This window comes from Vibrio sp. 1069, assembly GCF_033340555.1.
Map to the genome: position 1 here is coordinate 209,201 of NZ_JAWOWP010000003.1, position 20,596 is coordinate 229,796.

Annotated in this window: 12 protein-coding genes; 5 read left to right on the forward strand and 7 right to left on the reverse strand. The window is 46.1% G+C overall.

Annotated features, from left to right (window positions below; genetic code table 11):
* Window positions 1–326 precede the first annotated feature (326 nt).
* Window positions 327–4,316, forward strand: a complete 3,990-nt coding sequence (gene pulA, locus R7040_RS07010) for a pullulanase-type alpha-1,6-glucosidase (protein ID WP_213967508.1) — start codon at window positions 327–329, stop codon at window positions 4,314–4,316.
* 99 nt (window positions 4,317–4,415) lie between these two features.
* Here the strand turns inward: pulA and R7040_RS07015 are convergent, their stop codons facing one another.
* From R7040_RS07015 to R7040_RS07035, 5 genes are all read right to left on the reverse strand, one after another.
* On the reverse strand, window positions 4,416–6,032 hold the full coding sequence (locus tag R7040_RS07015) for an endonuclease (RefSeq protein ID WP_158173269.1): 1,617 nt from the start codon (window positions 6,030–6,032) through the stop codon (window positions 4,416–4,418).
* Between the two features lie 331 nt (window positions 6,033–6,363).
* Window positions 6,364–7,977 (reverse strand): alpha-amylase family glycosyl hydrolase, encoded by a 1,614-nt coding sequence (locus R7040_RS07020; RefSeq protein ID WP_213967509.1) that lies wholly within the window; start codon window positions 7,975–7,977, stop codon window positions 6,364–6,366.
* Window positions 7,978–8,097: 120 nt separating this feature from the next.
* Window positions 8,098–8,604: a hypothetical protein gene (locus tag R7040_RS07025; RefSeq protein ID WP_005374788.1), complete on the reverse strand. Its 507-nt coding sequence runs from the start codon at window positions 8,602–8,604 to the stop codon at window positions 8,098–8,100.
* A gap of 316 nt (window positions 8,605–8,920) precedes the next feature.
* On the reverse strand, window positions 8,921–9,730 hold the full coding sequence (locus R7040_RS07030; protein WP_005374786.1) for a MalM family protein: 810 nt from the start codon (window positions 9,728–9,730) through the stop codon (window positions 8,921–8,923).
* A 100-nt stretch (window positions 9,731–9,830) separates the two neighbouring features.
* The gene (locus R7040_RS07035) at window positions 9,831–11,102 is read right to left on the reverse strand and encodes a maltoporin (protein ID WP_005374784.1); all 1,272 of its coding nucleotides are present in this window, start codon (window positions 11,100–11,102) and stop codon (window positions 9,831–9,833) included.
* A gap of 446 nt (window positions 11,103–11,548) precedes the next feature.
* Between R7040_RS07035 and glgX the strand changes: the two genes are divergently transcribed.
* Window positions 11,549–13,540: a glycogen debranching protein GlgX gene (glgX, locus tag R7040_RS07040; RefSeq protein WP_005374781.1), complete on the forward strand. Its 1,992-nt coding sequence runs from the start codon at window positions 11,549–11,551 to the stop codon at window positions 13,538–13,540.
* Window positions 13,541–13,618: 78 nt separating this feature from the next.
* Here the strand turns inward: glgX and R7040_RS07045 are convergent, their stop codons facing one another.
* Window positions 13,619–14,989: an L-serine ammonia-lyase gene (locus R7040_RS07045; protein ID WP_005383410.1), complete on the reverse strand. Its 1,371-nt coding sequence runs from the start codon at window positions 14,987–14,989 to the stop codon at window positions 13,619–13,621.
* An 11-nt stretch (window positions 14,990–15,000) separates the two neighbouring features.
* Window positions 15,001–16,542, reverse strand: a complete 1,542-nt coding sequence (locus tag R7040_RS07050; RefSeq protein WP_170889941.1) for a sodium:solute symporter — start codon at window positions 16,540–16,542, stop codon at window positions 15,001–15,003.
* 339 nt (window positions 16,543–16,881) lie between these two features.
* Here R7040_RS07050 and R7040_RS07055 point away from each other — a divergent pair, with 339 nt between their 5' ends.
* The 3 genes from R7040_RS07055 to R7040_RS07065 all read left to right on the forward strand — a co-directional run bounded on the left by R7040_RS07055 (window position 16,882) and on the right by R7040_RS07065 (window position 20,558).
* Window positions 16,882–18,177, forward strand: a complete 1,296-nt coding sequence (locus R7040_RS07055) for an MFS transporter (RefSeq protein ID WP_017634479.1) — start codon at window positions 16,882–16,884, stop codon at window positions 18,175–18,177.
* Window positions 18,178–18,278: 101 nt separating this feature from the next.
* Complete coding sequence (locus R7040_RS07060; RefSeq protein WP_005374772.1) at window positions 18,279–19,295, forward strand: nuclear transport factor 2 family protein; 1,017 nt, start codon at window positions 18,279–18,281, stop codon at window positions 19,293–19,295.
* Window positions 19,296–19,472: 177 nt separating this feature from the next.
* A complete protein-coding gene (locus tag R7040_RS07065) occupies window positions 19,473–20,558 on the forward strand; it encodes a porin (RefSeq protein WP_318095530.1) in 1,086 nt (361 codons plus the stop codon).
* The last annotated feature ends 38 nt before the right edge of the window (window positions 20,559–20,596 follow it).

The following is a 20,596-nucleotide window of genomic DNA, read 5'->3' on the forward strand; positions in this document are numbered from 1 at the left end:
TGGGGCTGAGACATTCTCATCCCCTATCATCCCCCCTTACTCATCCCATAAAAATTTACATTTTAATGATGTGCAGAATCTCTCACTATGCGCCTGTTTTATTATTTAATTTGTGAACAAAATCGACTGTGACAGAAAATTTGCACCTGTAAAAAACTTAACAGCCTGCTCTCACATTTTGCTGATGATTCAGTGTATTAGCATCTAATTGAACATTTCCTTTTTTGGCATCTGCCTTTCTAGCGTGTGCAAAACCTTCTTGATGATTGAGTCAGCGAAGGCAGCGCGCAGCTCAATATCAATTCAATAACAATGGATTTGTAAACGTGGACAATAAGACATTTAAATTATCAACAATTGCCAAAACCGTACTGCCTTTGATTTCCGTCGCGGTAATCAGCGGTTGTGGTAGTGATAGCACGAACGAAGATACGACGACCCCTGGCTCAGGCTTGTACCCTGCGGGAGAGAACGAAGTCGTCATTTATTACAAACGTGACGTAGCATCAGCTTCAACAGCCAGCGACTACGAAGGTTGGGGCTTGCACCTATGGAACGGTGAGGGCTGTACCAGCACAGATTTAGACGCAATGGGCATTCCGGGAACAGGAACGGATTGGTCTGCGCCACACCCATTCGATGGCATCAACGACACCTACGGTGCTTACTACGTACTGAAAATAAACCCTGACGCCTCTGACCCACACGAATGCATGAACTTCATTCTGCACAAAGGTGATGAGAAAGCGTTCGGCAGCGCAAACTCAAAAGTAGAGTTGACGAAAATCGGCGAATCGAAAGGTTTGTTTGGCTTCCACGGCAGCAGTGAACTTTACTACGAGCCAATAGAAGAGCGCCCTGTTGATATTGATGGTCAAAAAGCCCATTGGTTAGACGCCAACACCATCGCATGGGAAGCGGCGACCAGTGCGGATTCCATGAAGCTGTTCTACAGCCTTAGCAATGACATCAAAATGGATGAAGACAAGCAAATCTCTGGCGGTACAGCCGTTGAGCTGACAAAAGCTGGTGAGTTGTCTGATGGTCTGAAATCACGCTTCCGTCACCTTGCTAGCCTTCAAGCTGCGGGTATCGATGTCGATGACGCGACCTTGCGTACGATCCTGAAGTCACAAATTGTTATGGTGGCTTACAACGCAAATGGTGACGTCATTTCTGCAACTGAAATGCAAAAGCCGGGCGTTTTGGATGCGGTGTTTGCCGATTCCAAGGCAGGTAACGCGATCGGTCAAGAACTCGGTGCGATTGTGGAAGGCGGTGCCGCAACCTTCAAACTATGGGCACCAACTGCCCAAGATGTTGATCTGATAATCTACGATGAAAACTTAGCAGAAGAAGCGACCGTTGCCATGACGGAAGACCCAGCAACAGGTATCTGGGTTTCTGAGGCACAAAGCAACGTTGTCAACAAATACTATCGCTACCAAGTTAAAGTATACCACCCAACAACTGGCGTCGTTGAAACGCGTTTGGTAACAGACCCATATTCAATGAGCTTGTCTAAGAACTCACGATACTCGCAAGTGGTTGATTTAGATGATCCAAGCTTAATGCCTCAAGATTGGAAAAACTACGCACGCCCAACGGTTAAAAAAGACGAAGACCACGTCCTTTACGAGTCACACATTCGTGATTTCAGCTTTAACGACAGCAAAGGCACACCAAGTCTTGATGGCAAATATCTGGCGCTTACAGAACCTGAGCGTGAGTCTGTATCTCACTTACAAGCTTTAAAAGATGCTGGCCTAACAACGCTACATATCCTGCCTGCGTTTGATATTGCAACCGTGGATGAAGACGCTGACAAGCGAGTCGATATCACCGACACCGTGGGTAAACTTTGTGGCATCAAGCCAGAAGCCTCCATTTGTGAGACCGAAGATGACGGCAAAGTAATTGAAGAGGTATTAAATAGCTACGACCCAACAACGGGCAAAGCACAAGCGTTGATGAACGATCTTCGCATGCTAGACAGCTTCAACTGGGGTTATGACCCTTACCACTACACCGTGCCAGAAGGCAGTTATGCGACCGATCCTAACGGGTCTAAGCGTATTCTTGAGTTCCGCGAAATGGTTCAAGCGACGCATAAAATGGATCTGAAACTGGTCATGGACGTCGTGTACAACCACACAAATGCATCTGGTGTGAACGAAAAATCAGTACTGGATAAGATTGTCCCTGGGTACTACCACCGCCTAAACGTCAACACTGGCGGCGTCGAAAACTCAACCTGTTGTGATAACACCGCAACCGAGAACTTGATGATGGGTAAACTAATGGTTGACTCATTGATGGTATGGGCGGATGACTATAAAGTCGATGGTTTCCGTTTTGACCTTATGGGCCACCAGCCGAAAGATGTGATGGTTTACGCACTTGAAAAAGTCCGTGAAATTGACCCGAATACCTTGTTCTACGGCGAAGGTTGGGACTTTGGTGAAGTCGCGCAAAACGCTCGCTTCGATCAGGCGACACAAGTCAACATGGCGGGGACAGAAATCGGTACTTTCTCTGATCGTCTGCGTGACGCAGTTCGTGGCGGAAGCCCGTTTGATGGCGGTGTAGATTCTGAAGGTAAGCACCCACTTCGCTTTAACCAAGGCTTTGGTAACGCCGCTTACCCTAACGAAGAAACCAAAACTGACGCAGAGTCGGTGAATGGTCGTTTACACAACCAAGATCTGGTTCGTCTAGGTATGGCTGGTAACTTGGCTGACTACATCCTTCTTGATTACAAAGGCGAAACCAAGCTGGGTAAGAACGTTGATTACAATGGTGCGCCTGCAGGCTACACAAAAGTGCCATCAGAGAACATCTCTTACGTGTCTAAGCACGACAACCAAACATTGTGGGATAACAACGCCTACAAGATTGCGACAGGCACTTCATCTGCCGAGCGTGCACGTATGCAGTCTGTGTCCCTATCAACGGTGATGCTTGGTCAAGGCATTCCATTCATCCACATGGGTTCTGAGCTATTGCGCTCTAAATCTATGCAGCGCGACTCGTACGATTCTGGTGACTGGTTCAACCGTGTATTCTTCGACGGAAGCGACAATAACTGGAACGTTGGTCTACCACGTGAAGACAAAGACGGTGCAAACTGGGAGCTGATCAAAACCATCGTTGGTGACAGCACGGCGAAACCAGATTCAACCGACATCGAGCTGACTAAGCAACAATTCCTAGAGCTACTTAAAATCCGTAGCACAAGCGAACTGTTCCGCCTAGATACCGCGCAAGAAGTGATGAACCGTGTGGACTTCCGCAACGTAGGGAAAGACCAAGTGGAAGGCTTGATTGTGATGTCTATCGACGATGGTACATCAGCGGGTGCCGATTTGGATTCGAACTACGATGCTGTCGTGGCCGTTGTGAACTCAACATCAACTGAGAAATCTTTCAAAGTTGCTGGCGCAACTGGTTTCGAACTGCATGAAGTTCAACAAAACTCTGCGGATGACATCGTCAAAGGTGCAAGCTTCACCAATGAAACGTTCACAGTACCAGCACTGACAACAGCGGTATTCGTGCAGCCACAAAACGGCGCGCAAGGTGCTGGCCTACCAGTAAACACGGATAACAAAGACGTATCGAGTATTCCTCCTTACGGCGAAACCGTTGTTTACGTGAAAGGCACGATGAACGAGTGGTCTGATAGCAGTGATTGGGCGATGACCTTTATTGGCAACGGTATGTACTCTGTAACTGGCGTTCTTGAAGCTGGTGAACACGAGTTCAAATTCGCGGACTCTGGTTGGGCAAATCCAAACATCGGTTGTGATGCTGCGAATATAGCTTCTGGTTCACTAGAATTAGGTTCAGAAGGTAACTGTAAGCTGTCTGTTGCTGAAACAGGTAAGTACAACTTCACTCTGAACGCGCTACATGTTCAAGATGAAAGCGTAGAAAAACCGGTCGTGTCAGTGACCAAGTCAGCAGATGCACCAACATTCGGTGAAACAGCACTTTACTTACGTGGCACTATCACTACATGGGATGCTCCAGCACAAGACTCAACAGCGAAGTTCAGCTATGTTGCAAATGACGTTTATTCGCTAGACATTACCCTAGCGGCGGGCAACTACGAGATGAAAGTTGCGAGCGCAGACTGGGCAGCAGACACCAACTTCGGTGGTGAAGGCAGTGTTGAGCTTGGTAAAGCGCTGACGATGGAAGCCGGTGGCGGTAGCGCAAACCTAAAAATTGCGATTGCAGAAGCAGGAAACTACAACTTCCACTTCAATGCGGCTGACAAGTCGGCGCCAATCGTGACGGTAACGAAAAACTAGTTTCATTTAAAAACATCCGTAATGAAAAAGGGGAAGCATCACGCTTCCCCTTTGTTTTGTTGGCGTCACTAAATGGTGGATACCAAAATCAAAAAGGTGTTAGTTTCCCCAAATCTGTTCAACAAACTCAGGATGATCAATGAATGGATTACGATTGCCCTGAAAATCAAACACTTGTTGATTGCGGTTTCGTTCTTTTTCACTAACGGGATCATTTTTGTGCCAACGTTTCAGCATGTTTAACATCCAAGGTTCAAAAACCGTTGAACTTGAACCATCAAGGACAGCATCCGCATTGCTTGAATTGCCTTCCCAGTTACCTACAACATTTTCATAGCGGGTTGCCATGTAGAAATAAGCACGGGCGAAGTCGCCCTTAAACTCATCAATCGGCTCAAACACCGTACCGGAGTAGCCCAGACTAGTGCTTGCTTGTCCAAGTTTAGAGCCATTACTAGACACGTAGGTCGCGGTGCCCACTTCACCAAATGGCCAATTACTGCGCTTCGCGTTTACATAACCATCAGTTGCAAACAAGTGATGACCGTCTGAGTTCATCGGCTCAACCTTACCGCCAAACCAGCTTTTCGGAAAAGAGTGCTCACGGTTGTAGCAATCCCCTTCCGTTTTGTATTGGCCACATTGGTCTGTGACTTTGGTAAAGCTTACTGTATCGCTAGCAGATGGCTTTTCAGAGTACATATCGAGAATAGAGCCATCATTTTCATAATAACGATCAATATCGGCATCTTTTACCAAGGTCCAGACCGCAGAATAGCCTCGGCTGGAGTGATTACTGATAATGTTAAACAACGCTGTTTTTAGAGCGTATCCCGTCTTACCAGATGCCGCTTGATAGTAACCATCAACCACTGGTGGGGTCGTCGTTGTGTCACCTAAGTTAAAATCGGTGGTTTCACTTTTCGAGAATTCAGCGCCAGAAGCAAGAGTCTTATCTCCCTCAGTCAGCGTGTACGACCCCGCGCCACTGCCACAACAAATGCCGTCACCATACTCGTCTTGAATCGTGAATTGGTAGTTACCGTCAGCTAAGCACATGCTCTTTTCAATGGTGGTTGCTGACTCGTACCCCTGACCAGAAAACAGCACTTCGGCTTGGTTGTTTTTTAACGTCCAGCTAGTTTCTGAACCATAGTCATCTGTTGTGAGAGTCAAGACCACTTGGTGATCACTACAACTTTCTACAGGAGGTTGTGTACTCGTCTCAGTCGGTTGAAAATTATCGACGTAGACAACTTCTGAGCCATCAAAACTGGCTTCATCGTAAAAACGCAAACCGACGTTGATGGTCTTGTTCGAGCTCGCTGTGTAGTTGTGCGCGAGCTCTTGCCACTGGTTTATCTGTTGTGGGTTCGAGTAATTGTGATAACCATCAACCACCAGACGTGCTTTTACATTTCCTTCGGTATGATAAACCGAGACAGAAAACGGATAGGTTTTCCCTTGCTCCACATTAATGGTTTGCAAAAAGTCGGTGTTGCTTTGGGTACCTGTATTCACGACGACCTGGGCAACCAGACCACCCGATTTGATTTGCTCGCTGCTTGGCGACACTGTAATGCCCGCGTCAATCTCTGACCACTGCGTAGGTACATTGCCATTCCACTGCTCAAAGTCACCGTTGATAATTTGGCTATATGCAAACGGAGAGCTAACAGCAGCAAGGAGACAGAGGGAGTTCGTTATGGATTTCATTATACTTTTCCATTAGTTATATAAATCCCAAACACGATAAACATATTAGTGGGGCATAAGTAATCCTTCAGTCACATTTTTACGTTGCACAAGTGTTAATTTACTTTTTAATGTGCAGCTTATCTCACAAATATCCATCTGCTGAAAACAAATGCCAATACAAAAAGCGAAGCAACTTGTTGGCTACATCGTCGTAAAACCATTAAGGGAAAAGTAAAACAGACAGAAACAAGCCAAGTGTGAGCCTATGGAGGTCAGCAACAACACTTGGCTTGTTTATAAGAAAGCTTGTGGTCAGCTCAACTGGTGAGCATCAATTCTGGATAATTCCTTAAGGTTTTACCGCAAAGAATCGTCCTTGTAGTGGCGACATCAGAATCTGATATTGACCATTACTCGGAGTAATTTTTTCATTCGTGAGCAAATCCACCAACTCACCAGTACCAACACTCTCCTGAGTAAGAGTGACGCTTCTAGCGCTCTCTAAGGTATTTAGCGCAAACAAGACTTTGTCCGAACCAGATTGTTTCAAGTCCACATAACTGCCGTTACTCGCAACTAAATTCGTGCGTGACCCTTGATAAAGTGCAGGATGCGCATCGCGCATTGTCATCAGCGATGTCACATAAGATTTGAGATCGGCTTGGTTTGCATCAAGCGTCGCCGTCACGCCTTCAATTTTCGCACTACTGCGCGCAACGTGATCATCGCACAAACCTTGAATGGCGCAGGTGCTGTTGTCTTCTTTTGCGGCAAAACCATCCACTTGATCCCCGATTTCATCACCGTAGTACAACGTGATTGGCCCGGTGTACGCCGCTTGGAAAGCAAACGCGGCTTTATGGCGTAACCAATATTCTGCATCATTCACATCCGCCAAGTTTCCGCGCTGTAACAAGTCACCAAAGCGCACTAAATCATGGTTGCCGATCATCAAATTCGGCTGCGCATGTGTTGGATATTGGTTGTGTGTGCTGTAGCCGTTGTCTAACCAATCCGCACCGCGACCACCCACGCCGCTCTCATTCACGGCCAAAGTTTCAACGATGCGATATCGCATAGGGAAGTCAAACGCAGAGCACAATGCTGGATCGCTGTTCGATCCATACGCCTCATTCGCGATTTCAGACTCCCCTTTCCAAATCTCTGCCACCATATAGCCCAACGGATTCACTTGTTCGCCTTTGCTATTGGTGTACGTCACACTTTGTGAGGCTTCATCGACGGCTTTACGAAGTTGTGTCCAAGCGTCTGTCGGAACTTGATAGGCTTGATCTAAACGCCAGCCGTCAATCTTCAGTTCTTTGATCCAATACGTTGCCACTTCTTTGTAGAAATCGAGACTGGCCGGGTAATCAACGGGATTGCTCGATCCCGATGGCAACAAACCGGAAGGAGATGGTTTGATCAAACCATCTTTGTGATGACCAAATACACCATCAAAAAACACGTATAAGCCGCGTTTGTGTGCTTCCTCGACCAAGGTTCTCGCCGTTTCTAAATCACCAAAACGTGGATCAATGGTGAAGTAATCCGTTGCAAAGTAGCCCGTGGCATCCAGACGATCGGCCCAGTGCTCTTGGCCCGCTATCGCTTCCGATTCAAAAACTGGCGTCAACCAAATCGCGTTCATCCCTAAATCTTGGATGTAATCGAGTGAATCAATCACTCCTTGCAAATCGCCATTATGATGGCTGGTGCCATAACCTGTACCGTGACCAATGCTCGCATCACCATCCACAAAACTCTCTACCATGATTTGATAAGTACGAAGTTGGTTACTTTGCGCCATGACATTGGCTTGGCAAGCATAACTGGTATCCGGTAGCGGAGTGCTGCTATTAGTGTCGCCACCACCAGAAGAATTACACGCAGATAAAGCACCAATCACACTTAACGCAAGCAACGATCGAGGCAGGCGATGGTTACGTAGGATATTACGCATTTTATTCTCCCTAACTTACTCAAATAAACTACGGAAATTTGAGTAATAAAATTAACCCCGACATGTGTTTCATGCAGGGGTTAATAAATAAAAATAGATTTTAAATAACTGAATGGAATATTATTGGCACTTATTTACCATGACATGAACAGGTTTGCCTTTTCCTTCAAACTGAAGACTCCATACATATTTACCATCTTCTTTAATATCAACCGAAGTGTCCGTACCGTAACCACCAAATGTTAATGGTGTTAATTCACCAACGTTCATTCTATTACCTTTTGCGGTAAATTGTGGGAACCACAACTCGGTCGCGTACTGCATTTTGTAGGAGCCTACTTTTTCTTGAACCACGGCTTGGTAGAAATTATTCCCTTTGTAGGTGTATTGACGCTGAGGCACGTGTTTCCAATCGGAATCCGCAAAAGTACCCACCACAAATAGTGGTTTAGAAATAGGTCCTTTCGCTGTGCTATCTGGGTTGTCACACGCTTTCATGAAAGCAACCACTTCGTCTTGAGACATATTAACAACAGGCTCTGCGGCCGCTTCTGGTTCTGCAGTCGATTGACAACCCACTAAGGCAACAAGTAGAGCAGCAGCAAGAGAGGTCTTCATCATGTTCATTTCACGTAATTCCTTTTTAGTATATCCAAAGCAAAATAAACTCAACGGTTAAAAGAAATATTAATCGTTATTAAAATGGAAATATCAAACGCCAAATAAATATCGTCAGATTGTGAATTTAAATCACTTCGAGAAGTTTGTTTATTTCCTAAGTACAAAAAATAAATTAGGAACTGCCATTAATTATTGATCCAACCTATATAAAAAACAAAGTAATAAAAATAATTATGTGAATAAGGTAACTCTATGTAGGGGTATTTTTATTAGTTTATTTTCTATGAAAAAGGTCAGCATTTCGCTGACCTTTTTTATCTGATTATTTTCTATTTACGGCTTTCACAAACACTTGTTGTGCACCTTCAATACCTAGCTCTTTTGCTTCATCAAGCAAAGTGAGCGCTTTCGGAATATCATTCGCTGCGACTGCCGCTTCAATTGAGCTGTAGTAGTAGCTAGTAAGGTCCGTACCTTGGGGAATGTTGTCGTTTTTCGCAACAATCTTAGTATTCACAATATCATTCGCGGATACCGAAAAGCGGAACTGACCGAGTGGGCTATGTTTCGCTAGAGGGTCTGCAATATCTGGCGGCTGAGTGTGACGCGCCATGGCGAAGGCTTTTGCAGGGTGTAAAACTTGTGTACTTCCTTTTAGATCGGCGGAAGTCGTGTAAACCAACACATGCAGATCGTTACCTGTCATGTCTGGAATCACATTGAGATCAAGTACGAATTTATCGTTGTCCAACAGTTTTGCTGGTTCGTACTTAAACTTTGAAAAATCTGCTTGGTAAATGGTTTCTCCTGCCGAGTTCATCACTGCGACATTAGGAGCATAAAATTGAAGTTCTTTACTTACGAATGTCTCTAATTTGATATCGAGACTGCCACGGTTACCTGGAAGAGCAAACGCTGCAATAGCGCCAGCACTGTTACCATCCAACAACATTTGGCTTTTATCAGTCAAAGCGAACTCAGTAACCACAGGCACGTTAAGCGGTACCCATTGAATATCACCCGATTGCGTGATCACTTGTTGCTGACCTTTTGGACTCATCTCTACTTGTTCTACAGACGCACAACCAGTAGCCAACATGCCCAGCAGTACGGGAGCAAGCCATTTTTTCATTACTGTCTACCTCGACTCTTTATTGTTTTTTAAATAAATACAGCCAGATAAGTTCTGGCTGTATCATTCTAGGACAATTTAGGACTTAGTGGTTAGATGATTACCACCAAGCTTCAGCTTGTACACCGAATTGGAACGTATCGTCTGAACGACCGTTGTCAAATGTGTTTGAGTTGTCTTCTTTGTCAGCCGTTAGGTAAGAAGCGTAAACACGGATTTCAGGACGAGCCCAGAAGCTAGAGCCAGCAGACCATGCTTGAGCAACAGTTAGCTTACCGTATTTGTTTTCTTCGCCGTCGTTATCGTCGATAGCGTAACCAGCTTCGAAAATAGTTTTGTGGTTGTCATCCCATTTGTACATTGGACGAACAACAACAGACATTGTTTCCCACTTGTCTTGGCCAGCCCACATGTCTTCACCAACACCGTACACTAGCTGGTGACCCATTTCCCAGCTGTCGCCCATGCCGATTACACCCCAGTTGATTAGGCGGTAACCAGATGCACCGTTGTCAGCTTCTGCGCCGTACCAGCTACCGTCGCCGTAGAATGCCATTGTTTTTGAGTAACCTTCAGTACCGTACTGAAGCACTGTTTTGTTGAAACCAGCGTCTAGACCTTGAGTCAATTCTGCTGTGAACATTACGCCGTTTTTCGCATCTTTAGTGCCGTTTGGCGCAGCGTCAGTTTCGTTAAGAATTGCGTAGTTCAAGCCCATTTCTAGAGAGCCGTTGTCCCATAGAGGAAGACCTGCGTAACGTACGTCTAGAGTGTTTACGTTTGTTGCGCCGCCATCGTTGCCTGGGTCTGCGATATCGCCGCGGTCGTTACGAACCCAAGCGAAAGAAACTTTACCAGGACCAGCTTCGATACCTTCAACACCAGCGCCCGCGCCAGAGATGTTCCAGTAGTAGAAGTCAGAGATATGAATGTCGTGACGTTGGTAGTAGCGTTTACCTGCCCAAAGCGTTGCTTCAGGAGCAAAGTTTAGTAGGCCTTTAGCTTGAACGTTGAACTGACGTAGTGCGAATTGTGCATCGTCTACACATTTCACTTCGCCGTTATCCAAACCACAGTTAGCAGAAGTGCTTTCCCAGTCGTTTGAACCGTTAGAAGTCATTGCAACCATAGAGTCTACGTAGAACGTTTTGCCGTTGTTGTTGTAAACTTCTTTACCTAGTTGAATCTCGCCGTAGATATCGCTTTCATTACCTAGACGACCGATCTTGTTCTTTTCGAATGTTAATTGTTGACCACCGTCAGCGTTCACGCCAACGCCAGCACGCATGTAACCGTGGAAATCCACTGCGAATGCAGAACCAGCAGCTAAAGTTGCAGCTACAGCAGCAGCAATTGCACTTACTTTTTTCATTCTTAACTCCATTAAGGGTATTTATAATTCTGTCTTCCCTGCTCACTCTTTTAGGTGAATATAGGCAGTAAAAACACACCTAAAGAAAGAGAGGTAAGATGGGAACGAATCCCCGTTTGTTTCAACAGTTGTGAGATTACCCGAGGCGTACAAGGATGACTTCCTCCGCCCTAAACTAATTTAAGGGGGATGAGAAGGGAGTAGAAAATTTACCGAATGGTGTTTTTTCGAGTCAGATCACCAATCTAGGGAGGAATTAGTAAGTTTGTTCGGTTTTGAGCCGCTACAAAGTGATAGCCATTTCATATTTTTGACTCTAAGCCGTCACATAAAGTAATTAAATTACACGAATATTTTTATATTTAGGGTGGTTGACCTTAGTAAGACAAAGTTTTTAACTTATAGTTTCCTAAAGGTAGCAATAAATATTAAATAAAGTATCTCCGATGACACGACTTCTCTCTCGCCCCTACCCCCTGGGCGCAACATTGAATAAAGAAGGCTGTAACTTCTCTATTCATGCTCCGGGCGTAAAAGACATTCAACTGGCATTGTTTGCAAACGATGGCAGCTACGAGCTTCACGGTTTACCGAATGAATACGCTGGCATACGTCATACTTTTATTCCAGATATTAAGCCGGGGCAAAAATACGGTTACCTTGTCTCCCACAAGGACGAGCCACTGTTAATTTCTGATCCGTACGCAAAATCAATAGATAAAGCCCTCCACTATCACCCTCCCTACTCTCCAGCCAAAAGTTTCGATATGCCGAAGTGCGTCGTTATCGAAGATGATTTTGACTGGCAAAACACGGATCACCCGCGTATACCCAGAGAAGAGATGGTATTGTTTGAGACGCACGTCAAAGGGCTTACCCAACGCCACCCAGAGGTTGAGGACAAGCTGAAGGGGCGCTATTTAGGTCTTGCATCACCTGAAATGCTGGCCTTTTACAAACAGCAAAACATCAACACGCTGCAATTGCTACCTGTCGCAGCATGCATGCATGAGCCTCATCTACTAGAGATGGAAAAGGTCAATTATTGGGGATACAACCCTTATCTCTTTATGGTGCCCGATCCGCGCTACGCAGAACAAGACGCCGTTACGGAATTAAAAACAACAATTCGCGAATTGCATAAAAACGGCATTGAGGTGATTCTCGACGTGGTTTACAACCACACTGCTGAAGGTGGTGAAGGGCCTACAATCTTCAACCTGAAGGCCCTCGATTCCCGTTTTTACATCAAACATGGCAACCACTTCGCCAATTACACCGGCTGCGGAAATACAGTGGATCTCACCTACCAACCAGCCTTAAACCTTGTGATGGATACATTGCGCTACTGGGTTAGCGAATTTAAAGTCGATGGCTTCCGTTTTGACTTGGCTGCAACGTTAGGTCGACAGGGCGATGATTACAACCCAGAAGCAGCTTTCTTTAAAGCCGTTGCGCAAGACCCAATTTTGCGTGAAACCAAATTGATTGCCGAGCCTTGGGATATTGGTCCAAATGGCTACCAAGTGGGTAACTTTCCATTTGGTTGGAACGAATGTAATGACAAACTGCGTGATATTTCCCGCAGTTTTTGGCGCGGTGATCAAGGCTATTTAAAAGAGTTTGCCACTCGATTAATGGGCTCTCGTGACATTTATAGTGCAGCGAACTGGCCATACAAACTCACCGTAAATTACATCACGTATCACGATGGCTTCACACTGCAAGATTTAGTGTCTTACAAGCACAAACATAACGAAGCCAATGGCGAAGAAAATCGCGACGGTCACGGTGACAATCGTTCAGAAAACTACGGTGTTGAAGGCGAGACGGAAAATCTGATGATTATCGCCACGCGTGAAAAGCAAAAACGCAACCTTATTGCTAGCTTGCTGTTTGCCTTCGGTATCCCACACATTCTCACTGCTGATGTTCTGTCTCACACCCAAGGCGGTAACAATAATGCCTATTGCCAAGATAACGAAACCAGTTGGCTGAACTGGGAAGAGACAGAACGTAAGCAACATTTCAAAGCATGGATGTCACAAATGGTCGCCAACCGAAATCAATACATGGTGCCATTTATCCGAGCTTTCAGTGGCGAGAATCGCAATAACAACCGTATTTTCTGGCGCCGTACAGACGGTCGCTTAATGGAGCACGATGATTGGAACCGTTTAAGCTCTGTCGCACTTCACCTTGGTATCGGTAAAGAAGGGCAAGAGCTGGTCTACCTCATCAACCAAACTAACGCCACAGCTCGCTTTAAGCTCCCCAATGAGCGAAAGCAAGAATGGGTGACGATCTGTGATACAAACGTACGTAATCTCAACCCAGGACATGCTGAAGGCGAAGTCTTGCTGTCACCCACCTCGATGGTGATTTTGCACTATCAACCAAACCAAAGCACACCAAAAGGTGAGCAAACGCATAGCTAAGTTATAAACGCTCCAAAAAAGGAAAGCCGATGCATCTCAGTGCTTCGGCTTTTTTGTTGGTTAGATGTGCCTAACTCATTATTCGCAAGGCGGCGCTAGGTGAATCAAAGCTAACCCACCCAGTGACGTCTCGCGGTATTTCTTGTTCATGTCCTTGCCCGTTTGGTACATGGTTTCAATCACCTTATCCAACGAGATCAAACATTTACTATTACGCTTTAGTGCCATGCGAGATGCATTGATCGCTTTCATTGCGCCCATTGCATTACGCTCAATACACGGTACTTGCACTAAGCCACCTATTGGGTCACAGGTCATGCCTAGTGAGTGCTCCATGGCAATCTCAGCCGCAATACAAATTTGCTCATTGCTGCCACCACGTAGCGCGGTCAAGCCAGCTGCCGCCATAGAGGAAGATACACCGACTTCGCCCTGACAACCCACTTCGGCACCCGAGATAGACGCATTGGTTTTGTACAAGATGCCAATCGCACCGGATACAGCAAGGAAGTCTTTAAGCTGTTTAGTATCGAGCTCTTTGATGAAGCGATGGTAGTACATCAATACCGCCGGAATCACACCCGCCGCACCATTAGTTGGCGACGTTACGACTTGTCCACCAGCCGCGTTTTCTTCACTCACAGCAAAAGCAAACAGGTTAATCCAATCCATGATTTCCATCGGATCGTTTTCGATTGCTGCATTTGCTTCAAGCTTCTTCAGCAAGTTTGGCGCACGGCGGGTCACGTTCAAGCCGCCATCCAAGATACCTTCTGTCTCGAAACCGCGCTCCATGCAACGCGTCATCACACGCCAGATCTGCTCTGCGCGTTGATTGATGGCTTCCATATCCTGAAACGCTTGTTCGTTTTTCAGAATCATGCCGCCAAGGCTCATGCCATTCTTCTCTGCCTGTGCCAACATTTCGTCCGCACTGGAGAATGGGAACTCAACTTCTACGGGCGCAGTCGCGCTGCCATTTTGCAGTTCATCCGCCGTTGCGATGAAACCGCCACCGATAGAGTAGTAAGTTTCAAACCCAACCTGATTGCCGTGCGCATCTAACGCAGTAATCGTCATTCCATTCTCATGCAGAGGAAGGTTCTCTTCATGGAACAACATGTCCGTTTTGTAGTTGAATTCGATTTCATGACGGCCATCGACAGACATCATGCCCTCTTCAATCGCCTTGCGCATCGCTTTGTTCGCAGAAGCGATTTTGATGGTATCTGGTTTGTTACCCAACAGACCCAAAATGGTTGCACGGTCAGTATGGTGACCAATCCCCGTTAACGAGAGTGAGCCGTATAAATCGACTTGAATACGAACCACTTTTGCCAAGTTCGATTCAATCAAACGAGTGAAGTGGTAACCCGCGATCATTGGACCATTGGTGTGAGAGCTAGAAGGACCCACACCAATCTTGTAAATATCAAAGATGGACAGCATAAACTTACCTATTACGACAATGCAGCATAAAGCCAATCAGGGAGAACCATACAAGCAGCGATGGTCGCCACAGCGAACACCAACAGCCCATAATGGCTTGCGGTTGGCTTTGCAAAAAGATGTTTTTGATTATTGATAAAGATTTGTTGCTCGGCAGTCACAGCGCCCCAACGACGGCTCACTAACACACCAAACAAAAGGAAGACGAACGTACCAATTGGCGCGAACCACGGCCAAGCCACGTCGAGATACATCGCAGTAAACACCGCAATCACACTCATGATACTGCCAACGATCACGCCTTTCTCATTGGCTTTCACCCAGAATAAACCAAGCACGAATGAACCCAAACGGATACCAACAAAGATAGAAGTCAGACTAGCGATGGTTTTGAGTACCGATTCATTCGATACCGCCAGAAGAGCTGGCACTACCACCATAGCCGCAGCGAGCAAACTCATCTTTCTTGCGACTTTTTCGTAGTGCTCATCATCGGCACTCTTGCGAACGAAACGCTTGTAGATATCGAACGTTGCGACGGTCGCCATTGAGTTGTAGGTAGAATCCAAGGTCGACATTGCGGCCGCCGCCAATGCGGAAATGATCAAACCAACGACGATTGGGTTAGTGTGGTTGAAGACGAAATCCAAAATCACTTCGTTGCTGTTTTCAAACGATTGATCTTGATAGAAAACACTCAAAAGAACACCGAGTACCGCGAAGAATAAGTACACAAAAAATGCACCGTAACCACACAACAGCATCGACTTCTGCGCCGTCTTTTCACATCTCGTCGCTAACGTGCGTTGGATGATCAATTGGTTGGTGCCGTACACACTCAAATGCAAAAAGCTCACGGCAACCACGCCAGCCCAGAGTGTGGTATCTACGCCTAAATCAAAGTCTAAGTTGATGATATTCAGGTGATCACGAGAAAGGTAATCTGCCGCATTAATCTCTGTCATTAGAATGGCAAAGATAGCGATGCTGCCCGCAACCAATACTGCAGATTGCAACATATCGGTCCAGATCACCGTGGAAATCCCACCCGCATAGGTATAGCAAGCGGTGAAAATACTAATGTAGATAATAGCTTCAGAAATACTGATAGGCAGAACTTGCACTAAGATCAGCGCCACGGCATACAAAATCACACCCGCAGAGATACATTGAACCACAATGAACACAATCGAGTTGATGGTTCTTGCATACACCCCAAAGCGGTGCTCAAGATATTCATAAATCGAAGTCAGACCCAGCTTATAGAAAACAGGCACAAAGAAAATGACGGTGAAAAAAATAACGATGGGATAGTTAAGGTGAATACTCATCGCTTCCATGCCAGAGCTATAAACCCAACCTGGCATCCCTACAAACGTCATCGCACTAATGTAAGTCGCAAGTATCGAAACACCTGCCGTAAACCAGCCAAATTGCTTTCCACCCGTAGAAAAGTCGCCACCATTGCTGTAGCGCTTATTCACTAAATAGCTGATTAATATGGTGATTAACACGTATAACGCAATCACCACAAAACTTGAGTACGTAACCATTTCAGGGTTTCCATAATTCTGGGTGCTAATTATTTGTGCTTGGATATTACTTTAAAAAAGCATATCTAAACGATAATACCGCCATAACTGTGACTAAAATCACCAATATAGACGGTTATATATTCAAAAATGCCAAAAAGACCGATTTAATGAGACTCCCATCACTAAAAACCACTAATTGGGTACGCATTCATTTTAAAATTGATATTGATCACGGATCTAATGACCTTAAAAAAACTATGATTCACCACGACACGAAATCGAAGATGATCCCAATAAGATCGTGTTCTTTAAGTTTGAATAGCAACAAATCCTAAGTGAAATAGAGGTTTATCGGTCATGAATGCCAAAAGACACATGAGCGAAGTTCCTATGATTCAAAGGGTAGCTGCCTATCTAGCGATACTGGTTGGTTACTTTTTCTATTGTTATAACTTTGTAATTATTGACTACGTACGCCCATACATCGTTGAAGCGTATGATGGTATTAGCCTGTCAGACACTGCCCAGTTCTATACATGGCAGTCGGTTGGTGCGCTTATCGGTGCATTGAGCTGTGCTTGGTTCGCAACAAAATTTGGTAAGAAATCCACTCTTATTACCATCACAGCCCTAAACGGTGGCGCAACGATCATCAATATGATGTTCACCGACTACACAACATGGGCAGCAATGCGTTTCATCATTGGTTTGTCACTGGGTGGTTACTTCACCGTGGCAGTAAGCTTGATGATCGGCCTATTTACGCCAACGGTACGTGGTAAGTTGACGGCATTCGCGTCTTCTATGTTCTCTGTAGCACTGATGGTAATGGGTGCATATGCAGCATTTATTGCAAGCATTGATGCACCATGGGAAAGCCTAATGCTTGTAGGTGGTATCCCACCATTGGCAGCAGCTGTTGTCATGATCTTTGTACTACCTAGCGACAGCAAAGTGATCGCTTACGGTGAAGAAGAGCAAGCAAAGGCAGAAGAATCAAATGCACCAGCGAAAAAAGGCTCTTGGGGCGAAATGTTAAGTAAACCTTACCGTAAGATCACTCTAACGTGTCTATTGCTGGCTGGCCTTAACTTCTACGGTTTCCAATTCTTTGGTGGCTTCGTAACCACTTACCTACGTGATGTGCGTATGTTCGACGGTGCAACCATCGGTCTCATCTTCTCTATCTCAGCGTTTGGTTCACTGTTTGGTGCGTGGTTCTGGGGTTGGGTAGCTGACAAATTCGGTCGTAAGGTGAACGCATTTGGCTTCATCCTAGCGGGCATCATGGTTTCAATCTTCTTTGTTGCACCTGGCGACATGGTGATTGGCGGCCTAAACATGCTGGCTCTACTTGGTCTGATTTACAACTTCGGTCTGTCTTCTTCTGCGGTATGGGGTGGTTACTTCTCAGAACTGTTCCCAGCACACCTACGTAGCTACGGCGCGGCGCTATTCCACGGCGGTCGTATCCTCGGTATGTGGGCACCAATGGTACTTATCTTCATCCAAGAACGTACCGACCTACAAACCGCAATGTGGGGTTCACCAATCGTATGGATCCTTGCTGGTCTTCTATGGCTATCACTGCCAGAGACACTAAAAGGCGGCGTGTTCGATAAGAGCAAAAAAGCCGAAGCAGCAAAAGCGTAACTGAATTTCAAAAACTCCGGCTGGCTCCCCGGCCGGATGAAAAAACTTAATTTCGAGTCCTGTTCCCAAAGCCGACTCGACAGCAAATAAGAGAGTTTATTATGTCTAAATATCAAGAAGCGAAACGCGTTGTACGTGAATACTTCAGCGCAATGGAAAACGCAACTCACGAGAACGTGGCAGAAGTACTAAAAGCACACACTTCAGAAGATTACCTATGGCGTGGTGTTTACCCATTCCGTGAGCAACAAGGCGCTCAAGCAGCGGCTGACGTTTTCTGGGCTCCTTTGATGAAATCAATGACTCGCATGCAGCGTCGTCAAGACATCTTCATCGGTGGTGAGAACGAAGTAACATCAGGTGAAATCTGGGTAATGAGCATGGGTCACTTCATGGGTCTATTCGACGCTGAATACCTAGGCATGCGCCCAACTGGCAAAATCATGAACATCCGTTACGCAGAATTTAACTGTGTTGAAAACGGCAAGATCACTAAGACTGGCCTATTCCTAGACCTTCTAGGCGCGATGGACCAAGCGGGTTGTTACCCACTACCACCATCAACAGGTAAGCACTTCGTATACCCTGGTCCTCGTAACCACGACGGTCTACTGTTCGAAGACGCAGCACCAGAAGAAGGCGTAGCAACACTAGCACTAGTGAACAAGATGGTTGATGACCTATCTGCACTGAACGACAGCGGCGCTATGGGTTGCCCACCAGAAGTTCTTGAGAAGAGCTGGTCTAAAGACATGATCTGGTACGGTCCATGTGGTATCGGTGCGTCTTACACAATTCCTCGTTACCAACAGCAGCACCAATTGCCGTTCCGTAACAACCTGAAAGACAAGAAGTTTAATGGCCACGTATGTCGTTTCGCAGAAGGTAACTTCTCTTGTTTCTTCGGCTGGCCAAACCTATCTAACACGCCAATCGGTGGTTTCCTAGGTATGACAGGTGGTGAAGTACGTGCAGACATGCAAGTGGTTGACGTTTACTACCGTGACGGCGACAAGCTATCTGAGAACTGGGTACTGATCGACCTACCTTACTGGCTAAAACAGCAAGGTCTAGACGTATTCGAGCGTACTCAACAGATCCTAAACCCTTCTCTATAAGAAGTCCTAGGGGCGGATTGTCAACCCGCCTTTATGTTGCCTGAATCCCCTCTCGGTTCAGGCGACATGCTCCCAACTCGTGCCTCAAGGATGGGGCACAACCTCAAGATAGAACCCTTATTCAAAACGGGCATGAACGCACGGTGGCTTTCTGCGCCCTGAATAATGAGATTGATGATGAAAAAGTCGACCCTTTCTGCAGTGATTTTAGCAGCGCTTACTTCTAGCTCAGCCTTTGCTGCACACACTTTTGTTAATGACGCTGGCGACAGCCTAACCATCGATGGCCGTTTCGATCTTCGCTACCAAGACCGTGGCGGTGATGACAACGGCGAATGGAACAGCGGCAGCTCACGTTTCGGTTTGAAAGGCCAAATGGGTCTGGATAACGGCTGGACTGGTTTCGGTCACGCGGAATGGGGCTACAACTCTGGCGCGAACGGCGAAAACATTTACGACCGCTTGCTATACGCAGGTGTTGATCACGAAAAATATGGCAAGATTGCTGCAGGTACTAAGCAGTGGTCTACCTTCTACGACGTAGCATGGTACACCGATTTAGGTCGTGTATTCGGTACTCGTGGCTCAGATGTTTATAACCTAGCTGACTGGGGTATCGCATCCGGCGCGGGTCGTGCAGAAAACTCAATTACGTACCGTAATTCAATCAATGAAAAAGTGAGCTACGGCTTTACTTACCAAACCACGCGTGAAGGTGTTGCTCTAGCAAATAATGCGACAGCCTCACTGAAAAACGGCATAGGTGCGTCTATCACTTACAAACCCGTTGATGGCGTAACACTGGGTGCGGCTTACCATCAAAATGAAGTTGCGGATCTAGACGCAAGCGTGGTTGGCGTAGAAAACGGCGACAACATGCGCATCATGCTATTGGGCGCAAACTACAGCAACGGTGGCTTCTACGCGGGTGCGACTTTCCACGTTGGCGAAAACTGGGAAGCAGTGAGCCAAGGCGGTACGGACGTAATGTTCGATACCCTAGGTGGCGAAATCTACACTTACTACCACTTCGATAACGGCCTACGCCCAACGTTGAACTACAACTACATGGAAGATCGCGGTGACGAGACACAAGGCTACGAGCGTAACTTGCTGATTCCTGGTCTTGAATACCACTTCCAGAAGAACAAATTCCTAGTTTGGACTGAATACCAGTTCGACCTAGGTAAAGATCAGTACGATGGCAGCAAATTCGAAAATCGTGATGATCAATTCGCGGCAGGTATTCGCTACTACTTCTGATAATACTCATCGCTCACCACCTATACCCAAGTAACCTT

What these genes read in the sequence shown, in the direction of transcription:
- R7040_RS07025 (WP_005374788.1), bottom strand. Translation starts at nt 8,604, where the DNA reads ATGAACATGATGAAGACCTCTCTTGCTGCTGCTCTACTTGTTGCCTTA.
- R7040_RS07065 (WP_318095530.1), top strand. Translation starts at nt 19,473, where the DNA reads ATGAAAAAGTCGACCCTTTCTGCAGTGATTTTAGCAGCGCTTACTTCT.
- R7040_RS07035 (WP_005374784.1), bottom strand. Translation starts at nt 11,102, where the DNA reads ATGAAAAAAGTAAGTGCAATTGCTGCTGCTGTAGCTGCAACTTTAGCT.
- R7040_RS07030 (WP_005374786.1), bottom strand. Translation starts at nt 9,730, where the DNA reads ATGAAAAAATGGCTTGCTCCCGTACTGCTGGGCATGTTGGCTACTGGT.
- R7040_RS07045 (WP_005383410.1), bottom strand. Translation starts at nt 14,989, where the DNA reads ATGCTGTCCATCTTTGATATTTACAAGATTGGTGTGGGTCCTTCTAGC.
- glgX (WP_005374781.1), top strand. Translation starts at nt 11,549, where the DNA reads ATGACACGACTTCTCTCTCGCCCCTACCCCCTGGGCGCAACATTGAAT.
- R7040_RS07055 (WP_017634479.1), top strand. Translation starts at nt 16,882, where the DNA reads ATGAATGCCAAAAGACACATGAGCGAAGTTCCTATGATTCAAAGGGTA.
- R7040_RS07060 (WP_005374772.1), top strand. Translation starts at nt 18,279, where the DNA reads ATGTCTAAATATCAAGAAGCGAAACGCGTTGTACGTGAATACTTCAGC.
- R7040_RS07015 (WP_158173269.1), bottom strand. Translation starts at nt 6,032, where the DNA reads ATGAAATCCATAACGAACTCCCTCTGTCTCCTTGCTGCTGTTAGCTCT.
- R7040_RS07020 (WP_213967509.1), bottom strand. Translation starts at nt 7,977, where the DNA reads ATGCGTAATATCCTACGTAACCATCGCCTGCCTCGATCGTTGCTTGCG.
- R7040_RS07050 (WP_170889941.1), bottom strand. Translation starts at nt 16,542, where the DNA reads ATGGTTACGTACTCAAGTTTTGTGGTGATTGCGTTATACGTGTTAATC.